The 26,253-nt window shown below is 58.4% G+C and carries 33 protein-coding genes; 13 read left to right on the top strand and 20 right to left on the bottom strand.

The window, feature by feature from the left end:
• The first annotated feature begins 1 nt into the window (after window position 1).
• The 3 genes from PH5382_RS04185 to PH5382_RS04175 all read left to right on the top strand — a co-directional run bounded on the left by PH5382_RS04185 (window position 2) and on the right by PH5382_RS04175 (window position 2,252).
• Window positions 2–469 carry a MarR family winged helix-turn-helix transcriptional regulator gene (locus PH5382_RS04185; protein WP_058333107.1) on the top strand — a complete coding sequence of 156 codons (468 nt, stop codon included), beginning with the start codon at window positions 2–4 and terminating at the stop codon, window positions 467–469.
• 78 nt (window positions 470–547) lie between these two features.
• A complete protein-coding gene (locus PH5382_RS04180) occupies window positions 548–1,798 on the top strand; it encodes an adenylate/guanylate cyclase domain-containing protein (RefSeq protein WP_058333106.1) in 1,251 nt (416 codons plus the stop codon).
• Between the two features lie 61 nt (window positions 1,799–1,859).
• Window positions 1,860–2,252 carry a VOC family protein gene (locus tag PH5382_RS04175; protein ID WP_058333105.1) on the top strand — a complete coding sequence of 131 codons (393 nt, stop codon included), beginning with the start codon at window positions 1,860–1,862 and terminating at the stop codon, window positions 2,250–2,252.
• A gap of 45 nt (window positions 2,253–2,297) precedes the next feature.
• On the opposite strand, the gene PH5382_RS04170 is transcribed toward PH5382_RS04175, so the two are convergent.
• From PH5382_RS04170 to trmD, 5 genes are all read right to left on the bottom strand, one after another.
• Entirely contained in the window at window positions 2,298–3,107 is an 810-nt protein-coding gene (locus PH5382_RS04170) for a division plane positioning ATPase MipZ (protein ID WP_058333104.1), read from the bottom strand.
• A gap of 294 nt (window positions 3,108–3,401) precedes the next feature.
• On the bottom strand, window positions 3,402–3,623 hold the full coding sequence (gene rpmE, locus PH5382_RS04165; RefSeq protein ID WP_058333103.1) for a 50S ribosomal protein L31: 222 nt from the start codon (window positions 3,621–3,623) through the stop codon (window positions 3,402–3,404).
• An 11-nt stretch (window positions 3,624–3,634) separates the two neighbouring features.
• On the bottom strand, window positions 3,635–4,009 hold the full coding sequence (gene rplS / locus PH5382_RS04160) for a 50S ribosomal protein L19 (protein ID WP_058333102.1): 375 nt from the start codon (window positions 4,007–4,009) through the stop codon (window positions 3,635–3,637).
• A gap of 281 nt (window positions 4,010–4,290) precedes the next feature.
• Window positions 4,291–5,748 carry a M20 family peptidase gene (locus PH5382_RS04155; protein ID WP_058333101.1) on the bottom strand — a complete coding sequence of 486 codons (1,458 nt, stop codon included), beginning with the start codon at window positions 5,746–5,748 and terminating at the stop codon, window positions 4,291–4,293.
• A gap of 125 nt (window positions 5,749–5,873) precedes the next feature.
• Window positions 5,874–6,707 (bottom strand): tRNA (guanosine(37)-N1)-methyltransferase TrmD, encoded by an 834-nt coding sequence (gene trmD, locus PH5382_RS04150; protein WP_058333324.1) that lies wholly within the window; start codon window positions 6,705–6,707, stop codon window positions 5,874–5,876.
• 56 nt (window positions 6,708–6,763) lie between these two features.
• Between trmD and PH5382_RS04145 the strand changes: the two genes are divergently transcribed.
• Window positions 6,764–7,804: an aminoglycoside phosphotransferase family protein gene (locus tag PH5382_RS04145; protein WP_082645556.1), complete on the top strand. Its 1,041-nt coding sequence runs from the start codon at window positions 6,764–6,766 to the stop codon at window positions 7,802–7,804.
• Window positions 7,805–7,813: 9 nt separating this feature from the next.
• Here PH5382_RS04145 and rimM read toward each other — a convergent pair whose 3' ends face one another.
• The 9 genes from rimM to ffh are packed head-to-tail and all read right to left on the bottom strand — an operon-like array spanning window position 7,814 to window position 13,105.
• Window positions 7,814–8,317 (bottom strand): ribosome maturation factor RimM, encoded by a 504-nt coding sequence (rimM, locus tag PH5382_RS04140; RefSeq protein ID WP_058333322.1) that lies wholly within the window; start codon window positions 8,315–8,317, stop codon window positions 7,814–7,816.
• A gap of 32 nt (window positions 8,318–8,349) precedes the next feature.
• Window positions 8,350–8,490 (bottom strand): hypothetical protein, encoded by a 141-nt coding sequence (locus PH5382_RS19935; RefSeq protein ID WP_197409994.1) that lies wholly within the window; start codon window positions 8,488–8,490, stop codon window positions 8,350–8,352.
• Window positions 8,491–8,506: 16 nt separating this feature from the next.
• On the bottom strand, window positions 8,507–9,160 hold the full coding sequence (gene bluB, locus PH5382_RS04135; RefSeq protein WP_058333321.1) for a 5,6-dimethylbenzimidazole synthase: 654 nt from the start codon (window positions 9,158–9,160) through the stop codon (window positions 8,507–8,509).
• A 28-nt stretch (window positions 9,161–9,188) separates the two neighbouring features.
• Window positions 9,189–9,545: a 30S ribosomal protein S16 gene (gene rpsP, locus PH5382_RS04130; protein WP_058333100.1), complete on the bottom strand. Its 357-nt coding sequence runs from the start codon at window positions 9,543–9,545 to the stop codon at window positions 9,189–9,191.
• 41 nt (window positions 9,546–9,586) lie between these two features.
• Entirely contained in the window at window positions 9,587–9,913 is a 327-nt protein-coding gene (locus PH5382_RS04125; protein ID WP_058333099.1) for a chorismate mutase, read from the bottom strand.
• Window positions 9,906–10,511, bottom strand: coding sequence for a GNAT family N-acetyltransferase (locus PH5382_RS04120; protein WP_058333098.1), 606 nt, complete (start codon window positions 10,509–10,511; stop codon window positions 9,906–9,908). The genes PH5382_RS04125 and PH5382_RS04120 overlap by 8 nt, the downstream gene beginning before the upstream one ends.
• Window positions 10,508–11,035 (bottom strand): GNAT family N-acetyltransferase, encoded by a 528-nt coding sequence (locus tag PH5382_RS04115; protein WP_058333097.1) that lies wholly within the window; start codon window positions 11,033–11,035, stop codon window positions 10,508–10,510. The genes PH5382_RS04120 and PH5382_RS04115 overlap by 4 nt, the downstream gene beginning before the upstream one ends.
• Window positions 11,032–11,574, bottom strand: a complete 543-nt coding sequence (locus PH5382_RS04110) for a GNAT family N-acetyltransferase (protein ID WP_058333096.1) — start codon at window positions 11,572–11,574, stop codon at window positions 11,032–11,034. Before PH5382_RS04110 ends, PH5382_RS04115 begins: the two co-directional genes overlap by 4 nt.
• A 1-nt stretch (window position 11,575) precedes the next feature.
• Complete coding sequence (gene ffh, locus PH5382_RS04105) at window positions 11,576–13,105, bottom strand: signal recognition particle protein (RefSeq protein WP_058333095.1); 1,530 nt, start codon at window positions 13,103–13,105, stop codon at window positions 11,576–11,578.
• A 544-nt stretch (window positions 13,106–13,649) separates the two neighbouring features.
• Here ffh and PH5382_RS04100 point away from each other — a divergent pair.
• Both PH5382_RS04100 and PH5382_RS04095 read left to right on the top strand, forming a co-directional pair.
• A complete protein-coding gene (locus PH5382_RS04100) occupies window positions 13,650–15,575 on the top strand; it encodes an elongation factor G (protein WP_058333094.1) in 1,926 nt (641 codons plus the stop codon).
• 126 nt (window positions 15,576–15,701) lie between these two features.
• Window positions 15,702–16,241: a prolyl-tRNA synthetase associated domain-containing protein gene (locus tag PH5382_RS04095; RefSeq protein ID WP_058333093.1), complete on the top strand. Its 540-nt coding sequence runs from the start codon at window positions 15,702–15,704 to the stop codon at window positions 16,239–16,241.
• 103 nt (window positions 16,242–16,344) lie between these two features.
• Here PH5382_RS04095 and PH5382_RS04090 read toward each other — a convergent pair whose 3' ends face one another.
• Window positions 16,345–16,926 carry an FMN-dependent NADH-azoreductase gene (locus PH5382_RS04090; RefSeq protein ID WP_058333092.1) on the bottom strand — a complete coding sequence of 194 codons (582 nt, stop codon included), beginning with the start codon at window positions 16,924–16,926 and terminating at the stop codon, window positions 16,345–16,347.
• Between the two features lie 141 nt (window positions 16,927–17,067).
• Between PH5382_RS04090 and PH5382_RS04085 the strand changes: the two genes are divergently transcribed.
• A complete protein-coding gene (locus PH5382_RS04085) occupies window positions 17,068–17,946 on the top strand; it encodes a LysR family transcriptional regulator (protein WP_058333091.1) in 879 nt (292 codons plus the stop codon).
• Entirely contained in the window at window positions 17,943–18,845 is a 903-nt protein-coding gene (locus PH5382_RS04080; RefSeq protein WP_058333090.1) for a DMT family transporter, read from the top strand. The genes PH5382_RS04085 and PH5382_RS04080 overlap by 4 nt, the downstream gene beginning before the upstream one ends.
• Before the next feature lie 10 nt (window positions 18,846–18,855).
• Here the strand turns inward: PH5382_RS04080 and PH5382_RS04075 are convergent, their stop codons facing one another.
• Both PH5382_RS04075 and PH5382_RS04070 read right to left on the bottom strand, forming a co-directional pair.
• Window positions 18,856–19,206: an ArsR/SmtB family transcription factor gene (locus tag PH5382_RS04075; protein WP_058333089.1), complete on the bottom strand. Its 351-nt coding sequence runs from the start codon at window positions 19,204–19,206 to the stop codon at window positions 18,856–18,858.
• A gap of 19 nt (window positions 19,207–19,225) precedes the next feature.
• Complete coding sequence (locus PH5382_RS04070; protein WP_058333088.1) at window positions 19,226–19,639, bottom strand: NUDIX domain-containing protein; 414 nt, start codon at window positions 19,637–19,639, stop codon at window positions 19,226–19,228.
• A gap of 300 nt (window positions 19,640–19,939) precedes the next feature.
• Here PH5382_RS04070 and PH5382_RS04065 point away from each other — a divergent pair, with 300 nt between their 5' ends.
• From PH5382_RS04065 to PH5382_RS04045, 5 genes are all read left to right on the top strand, one after another.
• A complete protein-coding gene (locus PH5382_RS04065; RefSeq protein WP_197409992.1) occupies window positions 19,940–20,284 on the top strand; it encodes an AtpZ/AtpI family protein in 345 nt (114 codons plus the stop codon).
• A 38-nt stretch (window positions 20,285–20,322) separates the two neighbouring features.
• Window positions 20,323–21,123: a F0F1 ATP synthase subunit A gene (locus PH5382_RS04060; RefSeq protein ID WP_058333087.1), complete on the top strand. Its 801-nt coding sequence runs from the start codon at window positions 20,323–20,325 to the stop codon at window positions 21,121–21,123.
• Window positions 21,124–21,209: 86 nt separating this feature from the next.
• Window positions 21,210–21,446, top strand: coding sequence for a F0F1 ATP synthase subunit C (locus tag PH5382_RS04055; RefSeq protein ID WP_008205040.1), 237 nt, complete (start codon window positions 21,210–21,212; stop codon window positions 21,444–21,446).
• An 86-nt stretch (window positions 21,447–21,532) separates the two neighbouring features.
• The gene (locus tag PH5382_RS04050; RefSeq protein ID WP_058333086.1) at window positions 21,533–22,081 is read left to right on the top strand and encodes a F0F1 ATP synthase subunit B'; all 549 of its coding nucleotides are present in this window, start codon (window positions 21,533–21,535) and stop codon (window positions 22,079–22,081) included.
• A 4-nt stretch (window positions 22,082–22,085) separates the two neighbouring features.
• Window positions 22,086–22,646 carry a F0F1 ATP synthase subunit B gene (locus PH5382_RS04045; RefSeq protein WP_058333085.1) on the top strand — a complete coding sequence of 187 codons (561 nt, stop codon included), beginning with the start codon at window positions 22,086–22,088 and terminating at the stop codon, window positions 22,644–22,646.
• 318 nt (window positions 22,647–22,964) lie between these two features.
• Here the strand turns inward: PH5382_RS04045 and PH5382_RS04040 are convergent, their stop codons facing one another.
• The 3 genes from PH5382_RS04040 to PH5382_RS04030 all read right to left on the bottom strand — a co-directional run bounded on the left by PH5382_RS04040 (window position 22,965) and on the right by PH5382_RS04030 (window position 26,133).
• Window positions 22,965–24,230 carry an NAD(P)/FAD-dependent oxidoreductase gene (locus PH5382_RS04040; protein WP_058333084.1) on the bottom strand — a complete coding sequence of 422 codons (1,266 nt, stop codon included), beginning with the start codon at window positions 24,228–24,230 and terminating at the stop codon, window positions 22,965–22,967.
• Between the two features lie 23 nt (window positions 24,231–24,253).
• Entirely contained in the window at window positions 24,254–24,940 is a 687-nt protein-coding gene (locus PH5382_RS04035; protein WP_058333083.1) for a c-type cytochrome, read from the bottom strand.
• A gap of 422 nt (window positions 24,941–25,362) precedes the next feature.
• Window positions 25,363–26,133: an FCD domain-containing protein gene (locus PH5382_RS04030; protein WP_058333082.1), complete on the bottom strand. Its 771-nt coding sequence runs from the start codon at window positions 26,131–26,133 to the stop codon at window positions 25,363–25,365.
• Between the last annotated feature and the right edge of the window lie 120 nt (window positions 26,134–26,253).

The raw sequence follows: 26,253 nt of genomic DNA, 5'->3' as shown, positions 1-26,253 counted from the left end.
CATGACGCAAAAAGATGATTTCTCGCTGCAGGATTTTCTGCCCTTTTTACTAAACCGCGCCGCCGAGGATTCTTCGCTGGAATTTCAGAGCCACTACAAGAATCGCTATGGTATGCTGCGCAATGAATGGCGGGTGCTGTTCCATCTGGGCACCTACGGACAGATGACGGCCAAGGACATTGGTCAGCGCGCCAAGATCCACAAGACCAAGATCAGCCGGGCAGTGGCCAAACTGGCAGAGCGGCGATTCGTATCGCGCAGCCGTGATGAAAAGGACCGGCGGTCGGAACATTTGCGGCTTACACCAGCGGGCGAAGCGGCGTATCGTGATTTGCGATCGCAGGCTGAAAGCTACGATGCGGAACTGGCAGCGCGCTTTACCCCGGACGAAGTTGCCCTGCTGCGGAGCATGTTACGGAAGCTGGCTGGGATCGAAGAACCCTTTGCCCAGAGTTGGGAGCAGGGTTAAGGCCAGCGTCGGCCTGATGAAGCTCCGGGGGCGCAGATGCTTAAGTAGGGGCGCAGATGTAGGAAAGGCAGGGCTGGAATGGAGTGCTTGGACGAAAGAGCGTCGTCGCTGATCCCCTGGATGATCGATCAGGGGCTGCGTAGCAGTGGCCGCCAGGATCTGCTGAATACCTTCTGCGAAAAACTGGTTGACCTGGGGCTGCCGCTTTGGCGGTTTCATCTGGCGCAGCGGGCCTTTCATCCGAAATTCGGTGGCATTGGCTATAGCTGGACCCGGTCGGATGGGATCTCGCACGAACACTATGAACGTCGTGAGACCCCGCGAGAGGCCTGGCTCAAAAGCCCGTTCTATCTGATGCTAGAAACTGAGCTCGAGTTCTTTCGCTCGGATCTGGCTGCTGATGATCGCAGCCGCTTTCCCTTGCTTGGTGAACTCAAGACGCGCGGGGCGACGGATTATTTTGCGCTCACGCTGCGCTTCACCGAGGACGATGTCCCGATTGATCCCAACGCGCCCTCCGAAGGGGTATTGGCCTCGTGGACTTCGGACAGTGCCGACGGTTTTTCGGAGGCCGATATTGCGCTGTTGCGGGCGGTCTACCCGGTGCTGGGGTTGGCGCTGAAATCGATGTCGAACCGGCAGATGGCCAGCGATCTGTTGCAGATCTATCTGGGGCGGGATCCCGGCCAGCGGGTCTTGTCCGGGGAGTTCCAGCGCGGCTCATCCACCGAGATCGACGCGGTGATCGGCATGTTTGATCTCAAGGGATTTACCAGCCTTGCCGGCGATTTGCCGGGCCCGGAGCTGATCAATATGATCAATGATTACTTCGGTATTGCGGTAGCTGCGACGCAGGCTCACGGTGGCAATATCCTGAAATTTCTCGGCGATGGCATGCTGATCATGTTCAATCTGGGCTCGATCGAAAAAGACGCCCGGGCCGCGCTTGATGCCGCCGCCGAGATGTGTCGCGTGATCAGTGCCAGAAATCAGGAGCGCCTTGCCGAGGGGTTGTCAACAACGGACTGGACCCTGGCGCTGCACGCTGGTCATATCCTTTATGGCAATATCGGTGCCGAGAACCGGCTGGATTTCACCGTGATCGGCCCGGCTGTGAACCAGACGGCGCGCATTGCCGGGATGCACCGCTCTGTCGGGCAGAACCTGATCTTTTCCCAGGTAGTGCAGCAGGCAGTCCCAGAAGCCGAACATGACATGGTTTCATTGGGGCGTTACATGCTACGCGGTGTTGCCACCCCGATGGAGCTTTATACCATCTACCGTCCGCAAGGCACGATGCCAGAGCTGGTGCCTTATGTGGAAGACTAGCGCTGCTCCCCTTGCTTTTCTAAGCTTTACACCGACATGACCAGCGGTAGAGGAGAGCCAGATGTTTTCTCACGTGAATTTGGGAACCGAAGACCTTGCGCGGGCAGTTGCGTTTTTTGATGCCGTCCTCAAGCCTCTTGGAATAGAGCAGAAATTTTTCCAACCAGAGAAGGGTTGGGCAGGATGGCAGCACAGAGATAACCCGCGTCCTATGTTTTTGGTTGGGGTGCCGCTGGATGGTGGCACACAGTCCTCAGGAAATGGTCAAATGCTGGCGTTGCAGTCGCAGAACCGCCAACAGGTCGACCAATGTCATGCGATTGCGCTTGCTATGGGGGCTACCGATGAGGGCAAGCCGGGGTTGCGTCCGCACTACCACCCAGATTACTACGGCGCGTATTTTCGGGATCTGGACAACAACAAAATCTGCATCTGTTGCCACGAGGCAGAGTGATCCTCTGCCTCCACTTGTTTTCCCAGTGGACTATGCTCTTGGAGATTAGATGTCGATCTCAACGCCGGGCAGGTTCACTGCCTTCATCATGTCGCGCAGCTCCTGGCGGGCGGCGACATTCGAAATATTCAGCTGCTTGATGCCGATGTCCTTGAGATCCAGCAGGGTCAGGCCGCGCGGGAACAATTCACGGAAAATCACCCGCTCGGAAAAACCGGGTGCGACGCGAAAGCCGATACGCTTGGACAGCATGTTGATGGCGCGTTCCATCTTTTCCTTGTTGACCATGCGCTGGGTGCCGACGCGGTTGCGGATTACCACCCAGTCGATGGGTTTCAGCCCCGCCTGCGCCCGCAGCTGGCGGGCGTTCCAGACCATTTCGGAATAGACCGACGGCCCGGTGATCTTTTCACCCTTCTGGTCGGTATGCGCCAGCAGGTCGAAATCAACAAAACTGTCGTTCAGCGGCGTGATTAGGGTATCAGCGAGCGAATGCGCCACCTGGCTGAGCCGGGTATGGGAGCCGGGGCAGTCGATCAGGATGAAATCATTGTCAGGTTCCAGGCTGGATACCGCCGCCGAAAGCCGGTGGTCATAGATGTTTTCACCAGGCTGCAGGCTGTCAGCATCGATTTCGGGCAGCTCGTGCAAGTCCACGATGGGCAGATCCAGTGCCGCCTTGGCCATGAACTCTTTGCGGTTTTCCAGATAGCGCCCGAGAGAGCGCTGCCGCAGGTCCAGATCCAGTGCTGCCACCTTGTGGCCCATCCGGGCCAGGGTGGTGGCCACATGCATCGAGACGGTGGATTTCCCCGCGCCGCCCTTTTCGTTGCCGACGACTATGATATGCGCCATCTATTGGTCCCTTTGGTTCGCCGCGCCGCGCGGCTTTGTGTTGGCGTGACTATAGGACCGGCGCGAATCAATGAAAAGCGGGCAAATTGCGTAAACCGCCCGTGTTAGGGCCTGAATTGAGGAGAATGCCACCGGTATTCAGGCGGGTCTTTAGGCCGGTAGTATGGCCGGTAGTCAGGCGAGCATTCCTTCGGGTCAAAGTCTGGTCAAAGACGGGGGAGGGGATCGCGGAGGCACCAACGAAAAAAGCCGCCCCCGAAGGTGCGGCTTTTCGAAACTGCAAAGGAGCAGAGCTTAGAAGCCCAGGCCTTCGTATTTCTTTTTGAACTTGGAAACACGACCGCCGGCATCCATGAGACGGGTGTTACCACCGGTCCAGGCAGGGTGCACTGTGGGGTCGATGTCCAGCGCCAGCTGGTCGCCTTCTTTGCCCCAAGTGGAACGCATTTTCAGGATGGTGCCATCGGTCATTTTGACGTCGATGAAGTGGTAATCGGGGTGAATATCTTTTTTCATGATACCGCTCCTCAGGCTTTTTTGGCTTTGTAGTGTGTATCTTCAGCGATACGTGCGGACTTACCGCGACGGGCGCGCAGATAGTACAGTTTGGCGCGACGAACGCGGCCACGACGCACGACGGTGATGCTGTCGATATTGGTCGAGTGCAGTGGGAACACACGTTCCACGCCTTCGCCAAAGGAAATTTTGCGAACAGTGAACGACCCGGCAATGCCGGAGCCGTTTTTACGGCTGATGCAAACGCCTTCGTAGTTCTGAACCCGCGAACGCGAGCCTTCGGTCACTTTGTAGCCAACACGGATGGTGTCACCGGCTTTAAAGTCGGGAATGTCTTTCGCCAGGGCGGCAACTTGCTCCGCCTCGAGCTGTGCGATCAGGTCCATCGCAGGTCTCCTAAATTGTGCTCGTGGTTTGTTCCACGAAGATTTGCGCGTCCCGAGAGCTCTTGGCCTTCACCGGGTCCTGCATGCGCAGCCCGCCAGAGATCAGATCGTCCGTTCCTTGGTTGCTGGTTTGCGCTGCTCTGCGGTGGCCGAAGAAGACCGGGCAGATATGTGCTGCGCAATACCAAACGCCCCGGATACGCAAAAGCGAATCCAAGTAGGCGGTCTGTAGGGGAAATGCACGCCCGGATCAAGAGCTGGCGCGCATCTGGAGTCTTTGTTTATTGCTTTTGCAGCAGGGCGCCAAAGAAATTGATGCCGCGTTCCAGGTTCTCGATCGACAGGCGTTCATTGGTGCCATGGATCCGCGGCAGGTCTGATCCGGTAATCTTGAAGGGGTTGATGCGATAGGCGTCTTTGGCTGCTTTGCCATAGTGGCGCGCATCCGTTGCGGCGATTGTCAGACCGGGGACGGTGGCCAAGGGCCCAAAGGCATCCAGGATCGACGTTTTGATCTGGGCGTAGCCCTCGGACGCAGCAGAAGACACCGGCGACGCCGGGTTTGAGGCTGCAGCATCATAGCGGATCTCGACCTTGGGGTCGTCAATGGTGGTGCGCACATGGGCGACGATGTCTTCGATACTGTCGCGTGGATGGATGCGGAAATTGATCTTGGCCGACGCCTCTGCGGCCAGCACATTGTCCTTGCTTGATCCTGTCAGCATGGTGGGAGCAGTGGTGGTGCGCAGCATCGCATCGGTCGAGGGAGAGCCCGCCAGCAGGTTTTCGATCAGCGGATTGAACAGCCAGCGATTGGCAAAGACAATGCGCTGCCCCAGCGGGAAATGGCGCCCAAGCGCGTCAAAGAACTCTTCCGAAATGCCGCTCAGCCCGCCGGGGACCGGATTGGCCTGCAGACGTTCCACCGCGCGGGCGATACGGCCTACGGCTGTGACGCGCGGCGGCATCGATGAATGGCCACCCTCGGCCTTGGCTACCAGCTCTAGTGTGACATAGCCCTTCTCAGACAGGTTGATGCTGGCCACGGGCTGCTCCAATCCCGGAATGATCTTGTCGAGCACAAAGGAGCCTTCGTCCAGCATCCAGTCCAGCTCGACGCCCTGCTCGTTCAGGTGCAGGGTCACGGCGATAGCACCGAGACCGCCGACCTCTTCGTCGCCGCCAAAGCTGAAATAGACCGTGCGTTTCGGGGTGAACCCCTGGGTGATCATATGTTCAGCAGCGGTGAGCATGGCGATAGCTGCGCCTTTGTCATCCAGTGTGCCTCGCCCCCAGACAAAGCCATCGGCAATGGTGCCCGCAAAGGGCTCATGGTCCCACAGATCGAGCGAGCCGGGAGCAATTGGCACCACGTCGTAATGGGCCGCCAGCAGGATTGGCGCCAGATCAGGCTCGCTGCCCTGCCATTTATAGAGCGGTGTTTTGCGGGCCAGAACCTCGCGCGACATGGTGTCATGTACGGCTGGATATGTCTGTTGCAAAAAGGTGAGGAAAGCCTCGAAATCCGGATGTTGCATGTCGGTGGAAATGGTTTTGAACTGCACCGCACGTGACAGATCTGCTGTCGCCTGTTCTGTATCCGCGCCCAGGTCGAAAACCTCGGTATCCTCGCGAACGGGATCAGGCGCATAGCGCAGGGTATTTACGCCGAGCACCGCAACGAGGGCGCCGATCAGCAAGGCCAGCCCGGCCAGAATGCGCAGAAAAATGCGTTTCATCAAATATCTCCCCGCGGACCGGTCGCGATCATGTGCGCATACCGGGTCCTGTTATAGCGTTTGTGTCTTATGCTTTGCTGCGCATGATGCACGGGAGGTTGGCGTCTGTCGTGGTTGACTAGGCGTCACTTCTTTTTGCGCTTGGGCTTTGGTGCGGGGCGGCTGGCCTCATAGGCGTGCCACAGATCCGGGCGGCGGGCTTTGGTTATTTCCTCTGACATTTCCTGGCGCCATTCAGCCACCTTGCCGTGGTGGCCGGACATCAGCACATCGGGGATCTTGCGGCCCTGCCATTCGGCGGGGCGGGTATATTGCGGATGCTCCAGCAGGCCGGAGGAAAAGCTCTCTTCTTCAGTCGAGGCCTGATTGCCCAGCACACCGGGGATTAGCCGCACGGTGGCATCGATCAACGCCTGCGCGGCCAGCTCCCCGCCAGTCATGACAAAATCACCCAAAGAGACTTCCTGGATGTTGTAGTGTTCCAGTACCCGTTCATCGACGCCTTCAAAGCGGCCACACAGCAGGGTTATGCCATCACAGCGCGCCAGGTTTTGCATCATCGCCTGATCCATGGGACGCCCGCGCGGTGTGAGGTAGATCAGCGGCCAGTTGCCGCCCTGCGGAGCAGTGGTGCCCTCCATGGCGTGTTCAATCGCATTGCCCAGCACATCGGGACGCAATACCATGCCGGCCCCGCCGCCCGCGGGGGTGTCATCGACGTTGCGGTGTTTGCCGACGCCAAATTCGCGCAGATCCACCGTCTCCAACTGCCATAGCCCTTCCTGTAGGGCCTTGCCCGTCAGGCTTTCGCCCAGCACGCCGGGAAAGGCGGTCGGGAACAGCGTCAGGATCTTGGCCTTCCACACACCAACCAGTTCCGGCGTGGGCGTCATCAGCTCACGCGGCTTCAGGGTCTGGCGGATGGCCTTGCGGCCATGGGATTTGTTTGGTGTAGTCATAAAGTTGCTGTTTAGTGCAATCAGGTTTTTGCGCAATAGAAAGCATTGGTGTTTGGATGAATTCAGAAATGCGGCCCAATGCAGCAAGCCTCGATCCCGATGCGGCCCTTGTAGAGGTTCAGGCTCGCACTCAGGCGCTTTGGCCCCGTGCGGCATTTGCTGCCGGCCTGGCCCAAGAAGGGGCCGTTTTTCGCAGGCTGCGCTCCAATCGTTTGCTTGAGCATCGCCGCTGCGTGCTGGAGGTCAAGACAGCAGATGGGCAGAGCTTTGTGTTGCGGGCTGATTTTGATACGGCGAAGCCAGCGGCGTTGATCCGGGAGCTTGAGCGGCAAAGGAAGGCCGCCGAAGGCCTGAAGCCAGTGCCTGGGGTGTCGGCTCCGGAATTGTTGTGGCAGGATCCGCAGCACCCCTATGCATTGATGGGCTTTGTCCAGGGCGATACGGCCTATCGTACATTAGCCCTGACGGATTATGGCTTGGGTGTCAGAGAAGATGTTTTGCGACGGATTGGCCAGGCTGTGGCGGAACTGCACCGGGTATCGGATGCTGGGGTCAGGCAGTTTTGGCCAAAACCGTTTCTGAACATGGTCTCTGACCGGGCACTGGCGGTGCGCGAAGGACGGCTTTGGCTGCCCAAACCTAACAGGTTTCTGGGATTGTGTGCGCATTTGCACCGGGCTGCCCGGTTTGCGCGCGGGACCGAGTTCCGCAGTGCTTTGGCCCATGGTGATTTGCATCTGCGCAATATCATCATGTCGGAAAAGGAGGTTTCGTTTATTGATTTTCTGAATCATGACGCCATTTTTCCACAGCGCGACATTGCCGATATCTGGCTGGCAAACTGCCCAGAGCACCTTGCCTCTGATGGCCACATTCCCGGGTTCGGGTTGGTCGCTCAGGCGGATTGGGCGGCTTTCGAAGAGGGCTACGGTGCCAAGCTGACAGATGACCCGGTTTTTCGGTTCCTGTTTGCCTGGCGCCTGTTCAGGTTCTGGGTCAGCCTGGGTCGAAAACTGCCGGAGCTGCAGCGAAGCTCACTGGTGGCGGTTTCGGTTGTCCAAGTTCTGGATGCATTGCTTGCAGACGAAGCTGACTGACCTGTAGGGTTACAACAGCCCTTCTGGCGGATCTGCGATGATGCGACCCTGTTCCAGATCGACCGTGGGCACCGCTGCGAGGGTAAAGGGCAGAAACACCGTGCCTTTCAGCTCTGCGCCCGTCAACTCCAGCAGATCGCTGGCACCATGGTTCTGCACCGACTTCACCGTGCCCAGCAATGCGCCACCAGTGTCATAGACCTCCAGCCCGACAAGATCGGTGTAGTAGTATTCATCGTTGGGAAGACTTGGCAGGCGTTCGCGCGGTGCAAAGAGCCGCAATCCTTTGACGGCATCCGCCTGTTCCTTGGTCTCAACTCCGCCAAGATGACCGGTGAAGCCGCCTTTGATGGCGCGGGTCAGGGTCAGCGTGTAGCTCTGGCTGCCGTCTTCATTGGTCAGCGGAGAATAGCTCTCGATCTCTTCGGGGATGGCGCAAAAGCTTTTGAGGCGAATTTCGCCGCGCACGCCGTAAGAGCCGGACACGGCGCCTAGGCAGATCAGATCGTTCAAAGGGGCACTATCGTTTGTGGCACTCATGGGGGTCACTCTCCGGCGCAGAATCCGGCGCGCATCCATTGGCCGCCAGACTGTGCGCATAGGTCCTTTTGATGGCTGCGCTCGAATAGAATGCCTGAGGTAAAGGCGATCCCGACAAAAAACACAAGGCGGATCAGACGTCCCATGATTGCAATGCCTGTTTCACCGGGCTTCGATCAGCAGGGCGTGCTGCCGACTTTCCCAGCCTTTGCTTTCCAGCTCAGGCGTGCCCGAGGTTGCTTCGGGGGTGCCGATGCAGAAATAGCCGATAAGTTGCCAGCCATCAGGCGCGGCTAGATCCCGGTTCAGCTGATCCGGATCCAGCACCGATACCCAGCCCAGCCCCAATCCTTCGGCGCGCAGAGACAGCCAGAACAGGGTGATGGCGGCAACCACTGAATAGCGCCGCATTTCCGGCATGGTGGCGGCACCCAGGCCGTGGCCCTGGGTGGTTTCATCATCGCAGTAGATTGCCAGCTGCACAGGGGCCTCGCGCATGCCTGAAAGTTTCAGGTTGGCGTAGAGTTCAGCCTGATCGCCGGAATATCCGGCAAGAGCGGCAGCATTGGCTTGTTCAAAATTCTTCAGGGCGGCATCACGTGCGGCATCGCTGTTGATACGCAGAATGCGCCAGGGTTCGCTCAGCCCCACGGACGGGGCGTGCTGGATGGCGTTGAGGCAGCGCGTGAGCACTGCCTCATCAACCGGATCCCTGCGAAAGCGGCGCACATCGCGGCGCAGACGCATCAAAAGATCAAGCTGGGTGCGGAACCCATCGGGGAAAGCCCCTGAGAGGATGTCTTCCTCCGGCCCCATTTGGGGCAGGTCCCGCGATCCCATGTGCTTATTCCGCGTCAGCAGCTTCGGCAGCCTTGGCTGCTTTTTCTTCGGCGCGTTCCTGGGCTTTCTTGCCAGGGGTACCCTTTTTAGGGTTGGCGCGCTCTGCTTTTTCACGAACGCCAGCGGCTTCGAGCATACGGGCGATACGGTCGGTGACCTGTGCGCCCTGGCCCAGCCAGTACTGAACGCGCTCCATGTCCATTTTCACGCGCTCTTCGCTGTCTTTGGGCAGCAGCGGGTTATAGGTGCCGAGCTTTTCTACGAAACGGCCGTCACGGGGCATACGGCTGTCAGCAGCCACGATGCGGTAGAAGGGGCGTTTTTTCGAGCCGCCACGGGCCAAGCGAAGTTTAATAGCCATGAGTCAAGTCTCCTTTGATGGCGTTTACAGGGAGGTCCCTGTTATTCCTGGTGTTTCTTGTGGTGTCTGATGACTTCCTGAATGATGAAATTCAGGAAAGCCTTGGCAAAATCGGGGTCCAGGTTGGCCCGTTTCGCCAAATCTTCGAGCCGCGCGATCTGTTTTGCCTCGCGGGCAGGATCGGAGGGCGGCAGGTCGTGTTCAGCCTTTAGCTGGCCCACGGCCTGTGTGTGTTTGAACCGCTCGCCCAATGTGTAGACGAGGATGGCATCTAGCCGGTCGATGCTCTCGCGGTGCCCCATAAGGATCTCTGCGGCGCGGGCCACATCGTTTTGATCAACCTCGGGTGTGTTCACAGTATCAGTCAAGAGCCCATCCTTTTGGTTTGAACAGGGGGTCGGCGTAATGGCTGATTTCCATCTCGATGCCATGTGCCAGCTGGCTGCCCTTTAGGCCCTCAGCGCTGGGATGGCGATAGACCGCATCATTGCCGTCGATTGTGGCTGCGTCGTGGTCCTTGACGGCCCCCAGACGTTCCGCCAGGCGGATCGAATCCAAATTCTTTGGGTCGATATAGCTGACAGCAGTGTCCCAGCCCAGGGTTTCGTAGAAATAGGCGCGCGCTGCATTGGTCGCCTCGAGCGCGTAGCCGTGCCCGGCCGCATCGGGCCAGATGATCCAGGCGATCTCGCGCTCGGGCCAGCCTGCGGGCATCCAGCCACCGGCCATGCCGTAGGTTTCATCTGTCACTTTGTCGTGGATCATCCACATGCCAAAGCCATGGATCTGCCAGTGGCCGATTTCGGCAGCATAAAGCATCCAGGCTTCATAGGTGTTCAAAGGCCCACCCATGAAGCGCGCGCGATACGACGAAAACGTCGCCTCAAAATCAGGATAGTCCTCGGCTTCGGGGCCGCGCAGGATCAGGCGTTTGGTTTCGATCACTGGGATGCTGTGGCTGCTCATGCTGCGATCTCCAGTTTGGGGTGACGCCAGACCTGGCAGGGCTTGCCCAGCAGTTCAGCCTCGCTTTCAAACTGCGCACCCAGACGTTCGGCCAGTGCCATTGAACGGATGTTGGCAGGGGCGATATAGCTGATCACCCCATTGAGGCTCTGATGCCGTGCTGCATGGCGCCGCGCCGCTGTTGCTGCTTCAAATCCATAGCCCTTGCCTTCGGCCATCTCAAAGAGGGTCCAGCCCAGTTCCGGCTCCGACCATGCCGGGGCAAAGATCATGCCGGTCCAGCCAATAAAGGCGCCGCTGGCTTTTTCAACGATGTGCCACAGCCCATAGCCATTGAGCACCCAATGTCCAAGGCGTGAGACCAGCGAGGTATAGCTGCCCATGGCGTCGCGGGGACCGCCAACCATATGGCTGCGCTCTGTCTCAAAAAATGCGGCCATGGGCTTCAGATCATCCAGCTGCGGCGCACGCAGGGTCAGACGCGCGGTCTCGATCACTGGAATAGACAGGGTCATGGTGGTCATGCGTAGGCCTCCATGCCGCCAGCGGAAAGATCCTCGGGGCTCATGTGGCGCCAGACTTCCAGAGTGCCCATCCGCACATGGGTGAAATCACCGTCGCGCTGTGCGCCAAGCCGCTGCGCAACTGCGCGTGATGCGTGGTTTTCTGGTGCGACCAGGCTGATTGCTGTTGTCCAGCCGAGGGTGCCATAGGCATGAGAGCGTGCTGCTGTTGCGGCCTCGGTGGCGTAGCCCTTGCCGCCAAAGCCCTCAAACAGGTCCCAGCCGATTTCGGGCTCGGGCCAGCCTTCGGGGTTCCACAATCCGATGATGCCTGCGGGCTTGCCGGTGTCTTTTTCCACAAGCGTCCAGCGGCCATAGCCCAGCATCTGCCAATGGCCGATTTCCAGCGCCAAGTGACGCCAGACCTTGTCACGCTCCATCTGTCCACCAACAAAGTCCGCACGTGGTGACGCATAGAAGGCGCAGAGCGGCTCGAAATCTCTCAACGCAGGCATGCGCATCACAAGGCGCTGGGTTTCTATGGTGGGAACCTGGAACATGCTACTTCTTTTTGCCAAAACCGGAGAGACCGCCGGGCAGGCCCATGCCGCCCATGCCACCTAGGCCTGGCAGACCACCAGGCATGCCTTTGGCCTGACCCATCGCCTTGGCTGCGGCTTCCAGCGCTTTGGGGTCCATCTGGCTAGGATCCATGCCCGCCATATCGCCCATGCCGCCGCCCTTGCCGAGCATGCCTTTCATGGCCTGCTTCAGCATCTTGCCTTTGCCCATCTTGCCCATCTTCTTCATCATGTCCGACATCTGACGGTGCATCTTCAGAAGCTTGTTCAGCTCGGAAACCTGCTGGCCGGCACCTGCAGCGATGCGCTTTTTGCGGCTGGCCTGCAGCAGGGCTGGGTTGGCGCGTTCTTTTTTGGTCATCGATTGGATCATGGCGATCTGGCGTTTGAGCACCTTGTCGTCCATGCCGGAGTCCTGCACCTGCTTGGCCATTTTGCCCATGCCGGGCATCATCGACATCATGCCCTCCATGCCGCCCATCTGCAGCATCTGCTCCAGCTGCATCTTCAGGTCATTCATATTGAAATGACCCTTCATCATGCGCTTCATCATGCGCTCGGCCTGTTCGGCCTCGATGGTTTCCTGGGCCTTTTCAACCAGGGCTACAATGTCGCCCATGCCAAGGATACGACCAGCGACCCGCTCGGGCTCGAAGGTCTCGATGGCGTCCATCTTTTCGCCCAGACCGACAAAGCGGATTGGCTTGCCGGTCACAGCGCGCATCGACAGGGCTGCACCGCCGCGGCCGTCGCCATCCATCCGGGTGAGCACCACGCCGGAAATGCCGATCTTGGCGTCGAATTCTTCGGCAACCTCAACCGCGACCTGACCGGTCAGGCCATCGACCACCAGCAGGGTCTCACGCGGCGAGACCACGTTGCGGACGTCTTCGACCTCTTGCATGAGGGTCTCGTCGATATGCAACCGGCCTGCTGTATCCAGCATGTAGACATCATAGCCACCCAGGGCGGCCTGCTGTTTGGCGCGTTTGGCAATATCGACGGGGGTCTGGCCGGGCACGATCGGCAGCGTGTCGACACCGATCTGGGTGCCAAGCACGGCCAGCTGTTCCATCGCCGCAGGGCGATAGATGTCGAGCGAGGCCATGAGGACGCGTTTGCCCTCTTTTTCTTTCAGGCGCTTGGCCAATTTCCCGGTTGTGGTGGTCTTACCAGAGCCCTGCAGACCCACCATCAGGATCGGGGCTGGTGGGCTGTCCACTTTCAGCGCACCGAGATCTTCGTCACCGCGGAGCACGTCAACCAGCGCATCATGGACGATCTTCACGACCTGCTGGCCAGGCGTTACCGATTTGGTCACCGATTGGCCAGTGGCCTGTTCCTGAACCTTTTTGACAAAGTCACGCGCCACGGGCAGCGAGACGTCGGCCTCAAGCAGGGCAACACGCACTTCGCGCAGGGCGGTTTTTACATCTTCTTCAGAGAGCGCGCCCTGTTTCGTCAGCCGGTCAAAGACCCCGGAAAGCCGTTCGGATAGATTTTCAAACATGGCTTACGGCCTCCTTCGCCGACTTCAAAACCAGACAGCCCCAATGTAGTGAGCGGGACGCCCATGCACAATTGCCCCCTCAGTCCTGATGTCAGTCGTGAGGGCAAGCCAAACGGCTTTGCCCCCACGGGCGTAACACGCTGGTGGAGGGCGATCCCTGACAAGTCAGGGACCGGAAGACATGACAGAGCTTCCGGATATGGCCCTGCGTTACGACGATTGAACGCGCGAGTCAACGCTATATAGGGCAAAGCCCCGGAAAGCCCTGACTTGTCGCGGGATACAGCGGCTATTGGCCCGTTTGAGGCCGGTTGCTTGACAGATCTTGGTGCGCATGGCGATGATCAGGAGACATCGGCCGGTCGCCTCATGAGGTGAGTCTTTTTCTTCTGCCTTCTGTGGGACCGGTCGGCGCCGACGCTTTTTGAGGCAGGGCGTTCTCCGGCTGGCCGGTCTGGCTGGCCCTTCTGGCAAGTCATGCGGTGCGATGTTTGCGCCGCTTCCTTCTCCGGGCAGCCACTCAGCTGAAGGAGGAACAGGAGACATGCGCGTATTCACCATTCTAGGGCCGTCGCATTCTGGCAAAACGACGCTGACACAGGCGCTGGTCGGCCTTGAAGGGGTCACAGGTAAACGGCAGGAAACGGCTACGGTTGCAGCGATGCAGCCGTTTTCTTTTATGTCAGAGCACTGGGCGGCCATTGATCTCGCCGGTGGGTCGGAAAACCTGGCGCAGGCGGGCCCTGCTCTGGCGGCGAGTGATGCGGCGGTGCTTTGCGTGCCCGCAGATGCGGAAGCCGCAGTGCTGGCAGCGCCCTATCTGCGCAAAATCGAAGAGGCGGGCATCCCCGCATTCCTGTTCATCAATCGTATGGATCAGGCCGCAGGTCGGGTGGCTGATATCGTGGCGGCGCTTCAGACCTATTGCAACCACAGCATTGTGCTGCGCCAGGTGCCGATCCGCGAAGCGGGTCAGGTGGTCGGGGCTGTGGATCTGATTTCCGAACGGGCCTGGAAATACATCGAAGGCCAGCCCTCGGCCCTGATAGAGCTGCCGGATGCGATGCTGGGGCGCGAACAGCAGGCCCGCACCGAAATGCTCGAGGCGCTGGCGGATTATGACGACCACCTGATGGAAGAGCTGATCGAGGATCAGAAGGTGCTGCCCGAAGAAGCCTATGAGATCGCAACCCGGGTGCTGCAGCACACCGATCTGTTTCCGGCGCTGCTGGGATCGGCAGAGCATAGCAACGGGATTTTGCGATTGATGAAGAGCCTGCGTCACGAGGTGCCTCAGGTCGGTGCCACACAGGCACGATTGGGCGCCGCAAGTGACGCGCTTGCGCGGGATGTTGTTGCGGTCGGCTGCATGGCAGATCAGGTCAAACATCTGGGGAAATCGGTTCTGTTGCGGGCGCTGGATGGTGGGCTTGCCAATGGAGCACCCATTGCAGGCAGGGCATTGGGCAACCTGACGGACCTGGCACCGGAGGTAAACGGCGGCGGGATTGCTGCCGGGGGCTTGGGGCAGGCGGTGAAATCCGATCACCTTAAGCTGGGCTACAGCTATTCGGTGGATGGCAGTGTCGCATTGCCCGCCTGGGCGCAGCCGCATCCGTCAAATTATCGCAGGGTGGTCAGCCCGGTGCATGAACGCGATGAAACCAGGCTGTCGACAGCGTTGGAACGTCTGTCGGAAATTGATCCGGCGCTGGGTATTGAACAGGACACTGCTTCAGGGCGGGCTTTGCTGCATCTTCAGGGGCCGCTGCACCTGCGCCGGGTCCTTGCGACGCTGGATAGTGAATTTGGCGTTGACGCAATCGGCGAACAAGTGCCACCGGCATTGTGCGAGACGATCACCAAACCGGTGGAGGTTCTGCATCGTCATCGCAAGCAATCCGGTGGTGCCGGGCAGTTCGCCGATGTGGTGATTGAGATTGCCCCATTGCCCCGCGCCGCAGGGTTCCAGTTTTCTGACACGGTCAAGGGCGGGGCTGTACCCAAGAACTATATCCCTTCAGTCGAGGCCGGGGTGCGTGAAGCACTAGCACAGGGCAGCAATGGCCATCCGGTGGTTGACCTTTCCGTGACTCTCAAGGATGGCAAACATCACGCGGTGGACAGTTCAGACTACGCCTTTCGAACAGCAGGCAAGAATGCCGTGCGCAAGGCGCTCGAGGAGGCAGGTCTGGTGCTTTTGCAGCCCATCATGAAGGTGGCAATTCATGTGCCATCTGTTTTTACCGGCGGCCTGGTGCCGGTGGTCAGTGGCATGAAGGGGCAGATTCTGGGGTTCGCCGCCGAAGAGGGCGCCTCGGGCTGGGATGTCTTTGAAACCCTGCTGCCGTTGGCGGCGCAGGATGATCTTTGTCATGCCCTGGCAAGTGCCACGCGGGGGACGGCTTGGTTCGAGACGGGTTTTGATCACTATCAAGAGGCCCGGCGCGGTGATTTTGAGCCAGCGTGAGGCATGATTGATGATGTGAAAGCTATGCGGTGGTCCGTTGGGATGGGGGCGGTTTGCCCCTTGCATCCATAGGGATTTCTGAGCGAATTACGGAGGATCGCAAACAGACCGGCCCGGAGATTTCAGATGGACGCTGCCCCCAGCTCGCCCCCCAGCTCGCAAGACAGCCTGCCGCTCAGCTCGGATGCGCTTTTGGCGCAGCTGACTGACTGGGGGCTGCCTTACCAGTTGCACGAACACGTGCCTCTGCGCACGGTCGAAGAAGCCAAAAAGGTCGAGGCAGAGATGCAGCAGCCCGGCGTGTCCAGCCTGAAGATCAAGAACCTCTATCTGCGGGATCGCAAGAAGCGCAACTATCTGATTTCGGTTGAGCAGGACAGGGTGATGGATCTCAAAGCGCTGGGCAAGGAGATCGGTGCTGCGGGGCTCAGCTTTGGCTCCAGTGATCGCCTGATGCAGAACCTTGGCATTCTGCCCGGATCTGTCAGCCCATTGGCGATGATCAACGGCGTGCCCAAAGGGGTGGCATTCTATATGGATGCTGCGGCTCAGGAGGTTGACGTGATCAATATGCATCCGCTGGTCAATGACCGCACCGTGGTGATAACGCGGGAGGATTTTCTGAAGTTCCTGGAGCGCATCGGCTGCGCTGTCGTCTGGATTTAACAACAGACGCTCCTGCTTGCTTCCGAGCTGTCAAATAGAACTGAAAACACCGCCAGCCGGACAGGCGGGACGGTGTTTTGCAGTGTTGTTTCTGAACGGGGCCTTAGGCGGCGAGGGCGGCAATCGCAGATTTGGCCCGCGCCATGGAGCCATCAGCATCCATCGACAGCTGGTCGGCGGCAACCAGTTCGACCTCGGTGATACCGATAAAGCCAAGTACGTGGCGCAGGTAGGTGGTGGCAAAATCAATGTCCGACCCGGCCTGGGTGCCACCGGAGGCTACGGCGATAATGGCACGCTTGCCCTCCAGCAGGCCAATGGGGCCGTTGTCAGTGTAGCTGAAGGTGACACCGACACGGGCAACCAGATCAATCCAGGCCTTCAGGGTCGAGGGGACCGAGAAGTTGTAAATTGGCGTGCCGATGACGATTGTGTCGGCCTGTTTCAGCTCGGCAATGAGTGCGTCAGACTGGGCCAGCAGTGCCTTTTGATCATCGGTGCGCTGATCAGCAGGGGTGAAGTTGGCGCCAACCCAGGCCTCGTCCAGCAGTGGCAGAGGTGTTGCGAGATCGCGGCGGATAACGTGATCAGCATTCAGGCGTGCCGTGATTTCGGCACTCAATCCGCGGGTGACAGAGTTTTCGCTGCGGGCGGAAGAGTCGATATGCAAGACGGTGGAGGTCATGATCTAAATTCCCATTTGTGTGTTTCGTCTGCTTCACAATTGGGTTATTGCAATTATGAACGCAATTGTGGTTTTGGCACAGGTTCTGTGCATATTTGTCGGGCCGCAAAATCTGTGTCGCTTTTTGAGTGGAGATTTGAGATGGAAAACTGGGACGAGGTTCGTACCGCCTATCAGGTGGCCCGCATGGGAACCGTCAGTGGCGCCGCCGAGGTGCTGGGCGTGCACCATGCCACCGTGATCCGCCATATCGATGCGATAGAGGCTCGTCTGGGAGTGAAGCTGTTTCAGCGCCATGCACGCGGCTATACACCGACAGAGTCGGGGCAGGACTTGCTGCGGGTGGCGCAGGCCACGGATGACCAGTTCAGTCAGCTGGTTGGACGCCTCAAAGGCCAGGGTGATGAGGTCTCGGGCGAGCTGGTGGTGACATCACTGTCCTCGATGTCACATCTTTTGGTGCCGGTGCTGACTGAATTTCAGCAGATGCATCCGGGGCTGGTCATCCGGTACCTGACCGGCGAGCGCCTGTTCCGGCTGGAATATGGCGAGGCCCATGTGGCGCTGCGGGCCGGCAATGCGCCGGATCAGCCGGACAATGTGGTGCAGCCCTTCCTGAAGCAGCGGATTGGTCTTTTTGCGGCACAAAGCTATGTGGATCGGCACGGTATGTTGAAGGGCACGCAGGATTTGCCCAACCACCAGTTCGTCGGCACCGATAATGAAAACAGCCGGGCGCCCTTCAACAAGTGGCTGCGCGAACATACCACCGAAGAGACCATCGTCTTTCGCTGTTCTGACGGGGTGGCCATGCAAGAGGCGATCATGGCAGGGGCTGGCATTGGTTTCATGTCGATGTGGGAGGCCGCACGGCGCCCCGGCCTTGTCAAGATGATGGACTCGCAGGTGGAGTGGGAGGGCAGCATCTGGCTGGTGACTCACGTGGATCTGCATCGCACCAACAAGGTGCAAAGCTTCCTCAGCTTTCTGAAAGACCGCGCGAAAGAGTGGAGCGCATGAGCGCGATACAACGTGCCCATGCGGCGATGTTGCTGTTTTCCATGCTGGTGGCGGGCTCGTTCTCTTTGGGCTCACTGATTGCCAACGACATAGCTCCGATGGCGCTGAATGCGGCGCGCTTTGTCATTGCAGCCGTGCTGATTGGTGCGGTTGCCGGAGTGCAGGGCCAGCTGCGGCGCAGCTATTTCACCGCTTCCTGGCGCTATCTGGTGATGGGGGCGCTGTTTTCCAGCTATTTCGTCCTGATGTTTTACGGGTTGCAGACCGCCGCCCCCGTTAGCGCGGCAGCTGTTTTCACCCTGACGCCGGTATTGAGCGCGATCTTTGGCTATCTGCTGCTGCGCCAGATCATGACGCCGCGCATGGCGCTAGCGCTGGCGATCGGCGCAGCGGGGGCCCTGTGGGTGATTTTTCGCGCCGATCTGGCGGCTCTGCGCGCCTTTGATATCGGGCGCGGAGAGATGATCTATTTCTTGGGCTGTGTCGCCCATGCCATCTATACGCCCGTGGTGCGCAAACTGAACCGGGGCGAGCCTGCGATTGCCTTTACCTTTGGCACGCTGGTTGCTGGGGCGCTGGTGCTGCTGGTGGTCGGGTGGCGCGATATTCAGGCGACCGAGTGGAGCAACCTGTCGCCGCTGGTATGGATCGGTCTGTTCTATGTGGCCATTTTTGCCAGTGCTATGACCTTTGTGTTGTTGCAGTTTGCCACGCTGCATCTGCCATCGGCCAAGGTGATGGCCTATACCTATCTGACGCCCAGCTGGGTGATCGTTTGGCAAATGGCGCTGGGCAATCCAGCACCAACAGGGCTGATCCTGGTAGGTATCTGCCTCACGGTGGTGGCGCTGGTGCTGCTACTGGAGGATGCTGCCAAACCACAGCGGGCCAAGTCCTGAGCCGAAAGACCTAAGCTTTCTGAGTGGGCAGGGCAGTGCTGTCACCGAGCTCGCTTTCCAGAAAGCGTTCAAAAGCGTCCAGGTTCACCGGCTCAAACTGACCAAACCCCTGCATCCAGACCGAGGTCGCGCGCAGGGCATCGGGTTGCAGCTTGCACCATTTCACCCGGCCGCGCTTTTCCTGCGCGATCAGGCCGGCGCGGGTGAGGATGGTTAGATGTTTGGAAATTGCAGCCAATGACATCTCAAACGGCTCTGCCACGTCGGTCACGGCCATGTCGTCTTCCAGCAACATCGTCAGGATCGCCCGACGGGTTGGATCGGCCAGGGCGGCAAAGACGGTATCAAGTTCGCTGGACATCAGGAGAGATCCTAACCTGCTATGGCACTGAATAAAAGGCGGCAAGCCGACGAAAGAGGTCAGAGTATTCTTGGAGCGCCAGATCGGGCCAAGTCCCGGCTCGGCTCAGCGGGACCCAGGCCAGTTCCGTGTGTTCATGGTTGTTGATGCAGGGCGTGCCGGACCATGTCTCAACGCGGAAAAAGTGATAGAGCGGTGGCTCCTGCGGCGCAACATGCGGGTCTGGCAGGGAGTCGAAATAGGCTGGGGTCTGCGGGATGATCGCAATCTCCTCCTGCAGCTCTCTTGTCAGGGCTTCCAACTGGGTTTCCCCTGTTTCAATGCGACCTCCGATGAGGTCCCACTTTGACGCATAGCTTTTACGGTAGGGCGCACGTCTGCCGAGCAGCAATCGTCCATGGTCTATAATGAGCGCGCAGGCGTATTCGTTCATCGTTATCTCCAAAGGGCCTTCCGGGCAGATATCCCGGGGCAAGGGGTGTCTTCTCAGATGTAGCCGTTTTCGGCGTATGGTGAGCAGAATAGTCGGCCAATTTCAAAATCAACCAATCGGTTGAATATGTGAAAATCGCCTGAAACCCGGAGTGCCGTCTGCCGGGACACGAACTTTGCCATATTCGCATCAAAAATAGTGGTTTAATTTCATGTGCTTGAGGTATTTCTCCCTGCGACGCTTGAACAATTGACTCTGAAGCCCCAGCGCCTTAGCACACTGTCAAGAATTCGCGTGAGGATGGCGCCGGTGACAGATGACGACCAAAAGCAGCGCATGGCGCAGCTGGAGGCCAAACTGGCAGCGGCGCGTAAGGCGCAAGCGCCCAAGCCGCGCGCGGATGAACACTACTCTCTGGCCAATCAGGCTTGGCGGATGGTGATAGAATTGGTGGTCGGTCTAGGGATCGGCTTTGGCATCGGATACGGGTTGGACCTGCTCTTTGGGACCCTGCCTATCTTTATGGTGCTGTTTATAATGCTGGGACTTGCCGCTGGCGTGAAGGTGATGCTTCGCACCGCGCAGGAGATCCAGGAAAAGAAACTGGCCGAAGAGGCCGATGAAAATGCAAAGGCTCGGGACTGATCGCAGGATCAACACCCGACGACAGGAGAAGCGGAACGATGGGCAAGCTGTTCTTTTACGTAGCATTGGCGCTGGTGGTAGTGTCTGGCGTGCTTTTTGCACCTGAGCACGCAGCTCTGGCGATCCACCCGATGGATCAGTTCAACGTGGCCTCCCTGACTGGCGGCGCAGTTAGCACTTTCGCAATTACCAATGTCACTCTGTGGCTTGCCTTGGCCGTGATCTGTGTCTTCCTGTTGATGGTCGTCGGTTCTTCACGCCGCGCCATCGTGCCTGGCCGGGCTCAGTCGATCGCGGAACTGACCTACGGTTTCATCTACAAAATGGTCGAAGACGTCGCCGGTAAAGATGGCGTCAAGTTCTTCCCCTACATCATGACCCTGTTCATGTTCATCCTGATGGCCAACTTCCTCGGCCTGATCCCGATGTCCTTCACCACCACCTCGCATATCGCCGTTACCGCGATCCTTGCAGGTCTGGTGTTCTTTACCGTTACCATCGTTGGCTTTGTCAAAAACGGTGTTGGCTTCCTTGGCCTATTCTGGGTTTCCAGCGCGCCTCTGGCCCTGCGCCCCATCCTGGCCATCATTGAACTCATTTCCTACTTCGTACGCCCCGTGAGCCACAGCATTCGTCTGGCTGGCAACGTCATGGCGGGCCACGCGGTTCTGAAGGTGTTCGCAGGTTTCGCAGGCGCATTGGGCCTGTTCAGCTTCCTGCCGATCTTTGCCATCACCGCAGTCTACGCTCTCGAAGTTCTGGTGGCCTTTATCCAGGCCTATGTCTTTACCATCCTGACCTGCGTGTATCTGAAAGATGCCCTGCATCCGAGCCACTAAGGTCTAGATCCAACAAGTTACCGGAGGGCCCGTTCCTGGGTCATCCGGATCCCAAATCACCACATTCCATCGTAAGGAGAATACCCATGGAAGGCGATATCGCACAACTCGGTCAGTTCATCGGCGCAGGCCTCGCAGCAATCGGTTCCGGCGCAGCCGCGATCGGTGTTGGCCACGTAGCCGGCAACTTCCTGGCAGGCGCACTGCGCAACCCTTCGGCAGCAGCCGGCCAGACAGCTACTCTCTTCATCGGCATCGCCTTTGCAGAAGCCCTGGGCATCTTCTCGTTCCTGGTTGCTCTGCTGCTGATGTTCGCAGTCTAAGACCTTAGGACACTTTATCCTTACGGTCGGGCGGTAGGCCCAAACCCTGCCGCCCGATGTAACGGCAAGTTCCCTAGGAGGACGACATGGCATCTAATACGCAAGACGCAGCTCACGGCGCCGCCGAGGCCGCGCACGGCTCTGCTCCGGGCATGCCGCAGCTGGATTTCTCGACCTTCGGGAACCAGATTTTCTGGCTGGCAATCGCGCTCGTCGCGATCTATCTCATTCTGTCGCGTGTCGCGCTGCCCCGCATTGCTGCGGTTCTGGCAGAGCGTCAGGGGACCATCACAAACGACCTCGCCGCGGCTGAAGATCTGAAAGCCAAGGCAGTTGAGGCCGAAGACGCTTATAACAAGGCCCTGGCAGACGCCCGCGCCGAGGCACAGCGTATCGCGGCTGAGGCGCGCGCTGAAATCCAGGTTGGTCTGGACGAAGCGATTGCCAAGGCAGACGTACAGATTTCGGCCAAAGCGGCTGAATCTGAAAAAGCCATCGGTGAGATCAAAGCTGGTGCGCTGGAAAGCGTAAAAGTTGTGGCCGCCGATACCGCCGAAGCACTGGTTGCAGCACTTGGTGGCAAAGCAGATACAAAAGCAGTCGCTGCCGCGGTTGCTGACCGGATGAAAGGATAAGGACATGCGCACAGTTCTGGCAATTGCCCTCACCCTTGGGGCCACCAGCCCGGCCTTCGCAGCCTCTGGTCCGTTCCTGTCGATGAGCAACACCAACTTTGTTGTTCTGCTCGGCTTCCTTTTGTTTGTCGGCATCCTGCTCTTCGTCAAAGTCCCCAGCCTGTTGGGTGGGCAGCTGGACGCCCGCGCTGAAGGTATCCAGAAAGAACTGGACGAGGCACGCGCCCTGCGTGACGAAGCTCAGACCATTCTGGCGTCCTACGAGCGTAAGCAGCAGGAAGTTCAGGCGCAGGCAGATCGTATCGTGGCTGCGGCCCGTGACGATGCTGCTGCTGCCGCCGAAGACGCCAAGGCGGAGCTGGAAGTTTCCATCGCCCGCCGTCTGGCCGCCGCAGAAGAGCAGATTGCTTCTGCTGAAGCTTCGGCTGTGAAGGAAGTTCGTGATCAAGCGATTTCGATTGCTGTTGCTGCCGCCGATCAAGTGATCGCCAAGCAGATGACCGCAACTGAAGCCAACAAGCTGATCGACGCGGCTATCACCGACGTCAACGATAAGCTGCACTGATCCAACCAGATCATTGTATCTGACTGTTAAGAAACCCGGCCTTCGTGGCCGGGTTTTTTGTTTTGGTCTGAAACGTGACGTTCCATAATGCGCGCTTTGGTATCTGAGGTTAAAGGTCGGCTGAGCGGACGAAGCGCCAATTCGCTACAGCTGAACCAAAGACGGCTTTGGCAAACTACGAAAGCGCGTCTTGTTGATTGTCGTATCCATTTGATTGGTATCTCAGCGCCTGAATCGTCGGGTCGAAACCAAAATCTGTTGGCGCCTATTTCCCCGAATTGGATCGGGGCCGGTCCTGAGACCAGCCCCGCCAATTTATCAGCCAAACATGTCTGCGGTTATACCCGCATACCAGCCCTCGGATTCCTCGTAGGTCGCCTTTCGGACTTCGGCGCTCTCTCCGGTTTGTGAAATGAAACCGTCAACTTTGGCGATTTTGGCCTCAGTTGCCTCATAGGTTGCCCCAACTTTGACCCCATTGTCGGTGTCGATCAGCGACCAACATGTATTGGAGAATTTGGCCGGGAAGACCTTTGAGCCGGTCAGAGCACCCCGAACAGCGTTTGCACAGACCTTGGCCTGGCTGTTGGCCGAAAAGCCCGATTTGGGCATGTCGCCTTGCTGGCTGGAATCGCCAAGGACATAGATATCTGCGTCCGCTTTGCTGCTCATGTCCGCGGCATTGACTGGCGCCCAATTTCCGTCAGTGACACCCGCCGAATGAGCAATCTGCCCCGCCTTCATTGCCGGGATAACATTGCAGACGTCCACCTTCGTGACTTCGCCATCGATTGTAAGGGTCATTGCGCTGGGGTCTACCGAAACCTCGCCGCCCCCAAAGCCCGACCCGATCCAGTCGATCATGCCGCCGTAGTGGTCTGCCCAACCTTCTTGGAACAAGGCCATCTTAGAGAATTTCTCTTTTGGATCAGCGACGATAATCTTTGCCGTCGGATTGTGAGCCTTTAACAGATGCGCCACCATAGAGACCCGCTCATACGGACCAGGAGGGCAGCGATAGGGGTTGGGCGGCGCGACCATTGCAAAGGTGCCGCCCGCAGGCATGGCCATGATCTGAGATTTCAAAAGCTCGGTCTGGGATCCCGCCTTATACGCATGGGGCATAGCGTTCTGGGCGCTCATGTCCCAACCTTCTACTGCGCCATCAACAAAGTCGATGCCGGGGCTAAGGATCAGCTTGTCATAAGGGACAGAGCCGCCGCCAGCCAAAGAAACGGTCTTGGCGTCGCGATCAACGCCAACGGCCCAGTCATGCAGGACGTTCACGCCAGTGGACGCCAAAGTGCCATAAGTGTGGCCGATGTCATCGATGTTGCGGAAACCGCCGATATAGAGGTTGGAAAAAAAGCAGGTGTAATATGCCCGGCTCGGCTCGATCAGTGTGACGTTGATTTCACCCGCGCTGTCCTTGGCTATATAACGTGCGGCTGTTGCGCCTCCTGCGCCGCCACCTACGACCACGACGTTTGGTTTCCCGTGACCAGCCGCAAATGCCATTGGCGCCGACAGAGCTGCAGTCGCCGCAGTGGCCGTGCCCAAAAAGGTACGTCTATCTAGTTTCATTTGGTCTTCCTCCCTAAGATTTTTTATTTTAGTTCACTGAAATACTCCGCAAGGGCCGCGATTTCGTCGTCTGATAAGCGTCCGGCCATCATTTGCATCACAGGATGCGGACGCAGTTTGCGTTTGTAGGCATGCATTGCGATCACAAAGTCCTCTTGGGGCCATTGGGTGATCGCCGGGATGCCATCGTTGCTACCATCAATTTGATGGCAGGTGGTGCATTCGGTCGATAAGTATTCACCGTATTCCGGGTCGCCCTGTAGCGCCAGAATTTCAGGATCAAGGCCGTGATCCGTTGCCTGAGCCGTTGGCTCTGCCTCTGGAATATTGGCGGGGTCATCGGAAAAAATTCTGAGATAAGCCAAGAGATCATCTCGGTCTTCGGCGGCTGGCAAGCCTCTGAAATTCATTCGGGATCGGGACACCAGCGATTTTGGGTTCTCCAAGAACGCGTCCAGCGTCTCTCGGGTCCAGACGACGCCGTCAGACCCGGCACGATCCATCGATTCAGAATACCTGAACCCCTCTACTGATCCAGCCAATCGACCAAAGACACCGTTCAAATGCGGGCCTACCCTGTTTACCGCGCCATCACCGATTTGGTGGCAGGCCGAACATTTGCGAAAGACCTTGGCACCGTTTTCGGGGTCGCCGATTTCGCCTGCACAGGCTCCAGCGGCGGGAAATGTGAGGATCAAGCCAAGGGCCATTGATCCCGCCCAATTAGAATAGCACCGTTCGTTTTCGGCTTTTGCAATCGGCACGACTGACCTATCGTTGGTTATTCAAATATTCACACTAGTGAATGTAGTTGCTGAGTCAACAATTGGCTTCATTGGCTTCATTGGCTTCATTGGCGATATCATGATTCATAATTTATACGTGATCGCTCGCTTGTGGGCTTTGTCACTCAAAGGCAAATGACGTCTTGGTCATCGGTCGTTCGACCGACAAAACCTTTAGGAATTTCCGCGCAAAAACCTTTTGTAAAACCTAAGGTGAACCGGAAACACCTTTGGACACATTGAATTTGCAGCCGACATTCGTGCGCATCGCAGCATCACGCAGTCTGGGCTCAAACCGGACTTGCGCTGCAGCGTTGAAGCCTGCCTGCTTTGGCAAGAACACTGATTTACCTTTTGGCGCTCTCATGCTCCAACCTTTGCTGGGCGATCTCGGCGTTGCGCTCTGCGCGTTGGTGGTCGATCAGTGATTGTTTCACATAGTCCAGATGCGCCTCGACAGCGGCACGGGCACCTTCGGGGTCGCGGGCCTGCAAGGCGGCGTTGATGGCACTGTGCTGGGCGAGCAGGGCTTCATAGGTGGTGTGACGACTGAACATGATACGACGGTTGTAAAAGACGCCTTCGTGCAGCAGATCAAACATCGACCGCATCATATGCAGCATTACCACATTGTGGCTGGCATCCATGATCGCCGAATGAAACTGTGCGTCCAGACTGGCGGCCGCATCCGATAGCGCCGGATCACCTGCTGCCACCATCTTGTCAAATGTCCTCTGGATCACTTTCAGGTCGGCGTCGGATCCGAACTTGGCGGCACGTTCGGCAGCCAGGCCTTCCATGTCGCGGCGAAAGCTGAGGTAGTCGAACACTGCTTCATCATGGCTGGCAAACAGCCGGATCAGAGCGGGCGAAAAGGCTGATCCCAGAACATCGGCCACAAACACCCCTGATCCGGCTTTGGCGCTTAGCAACCCGCTTTCCTGCAGTTCGGCGATGGCGTCGCGCAGTGAGGGGCGTGACACCCCCAAACGATCTGCCAGCTCTCTCTCGGAGGGCAGCCGCTCTCCGGGGGACAGGATACCGCGCAGAATCAACTCCTCAATCTGGCGCACCACAGAGGCGGAGAGTTTCTCGGGCTGGACTTTCTGAAACGGCATTTAGACGCCTTTGTGCTGTCAGGGCTTGAAAACAGAGGCTGGGGAGCCTCGCTCTAATTGGTCAAAACATATGACCACGCCCGGCGCAAGGCTGCAAGGCGCGCGCAATAAGTGCAAAAA

The organism is Phaeobacter sp. CECT 5382 (assembly GCF_001457775.1).
In the GTDB taxonomy this organism is placed as follows: domain Bacteria; phylum Pseudomonadota; class Alphaproteobacteria; order Rhodobacterales; family Rhodobacteraceae; genus Pseudophaeobacter.
This window is presented reverse-complemented; position numbering and strand designations above follow the sequence as displayed.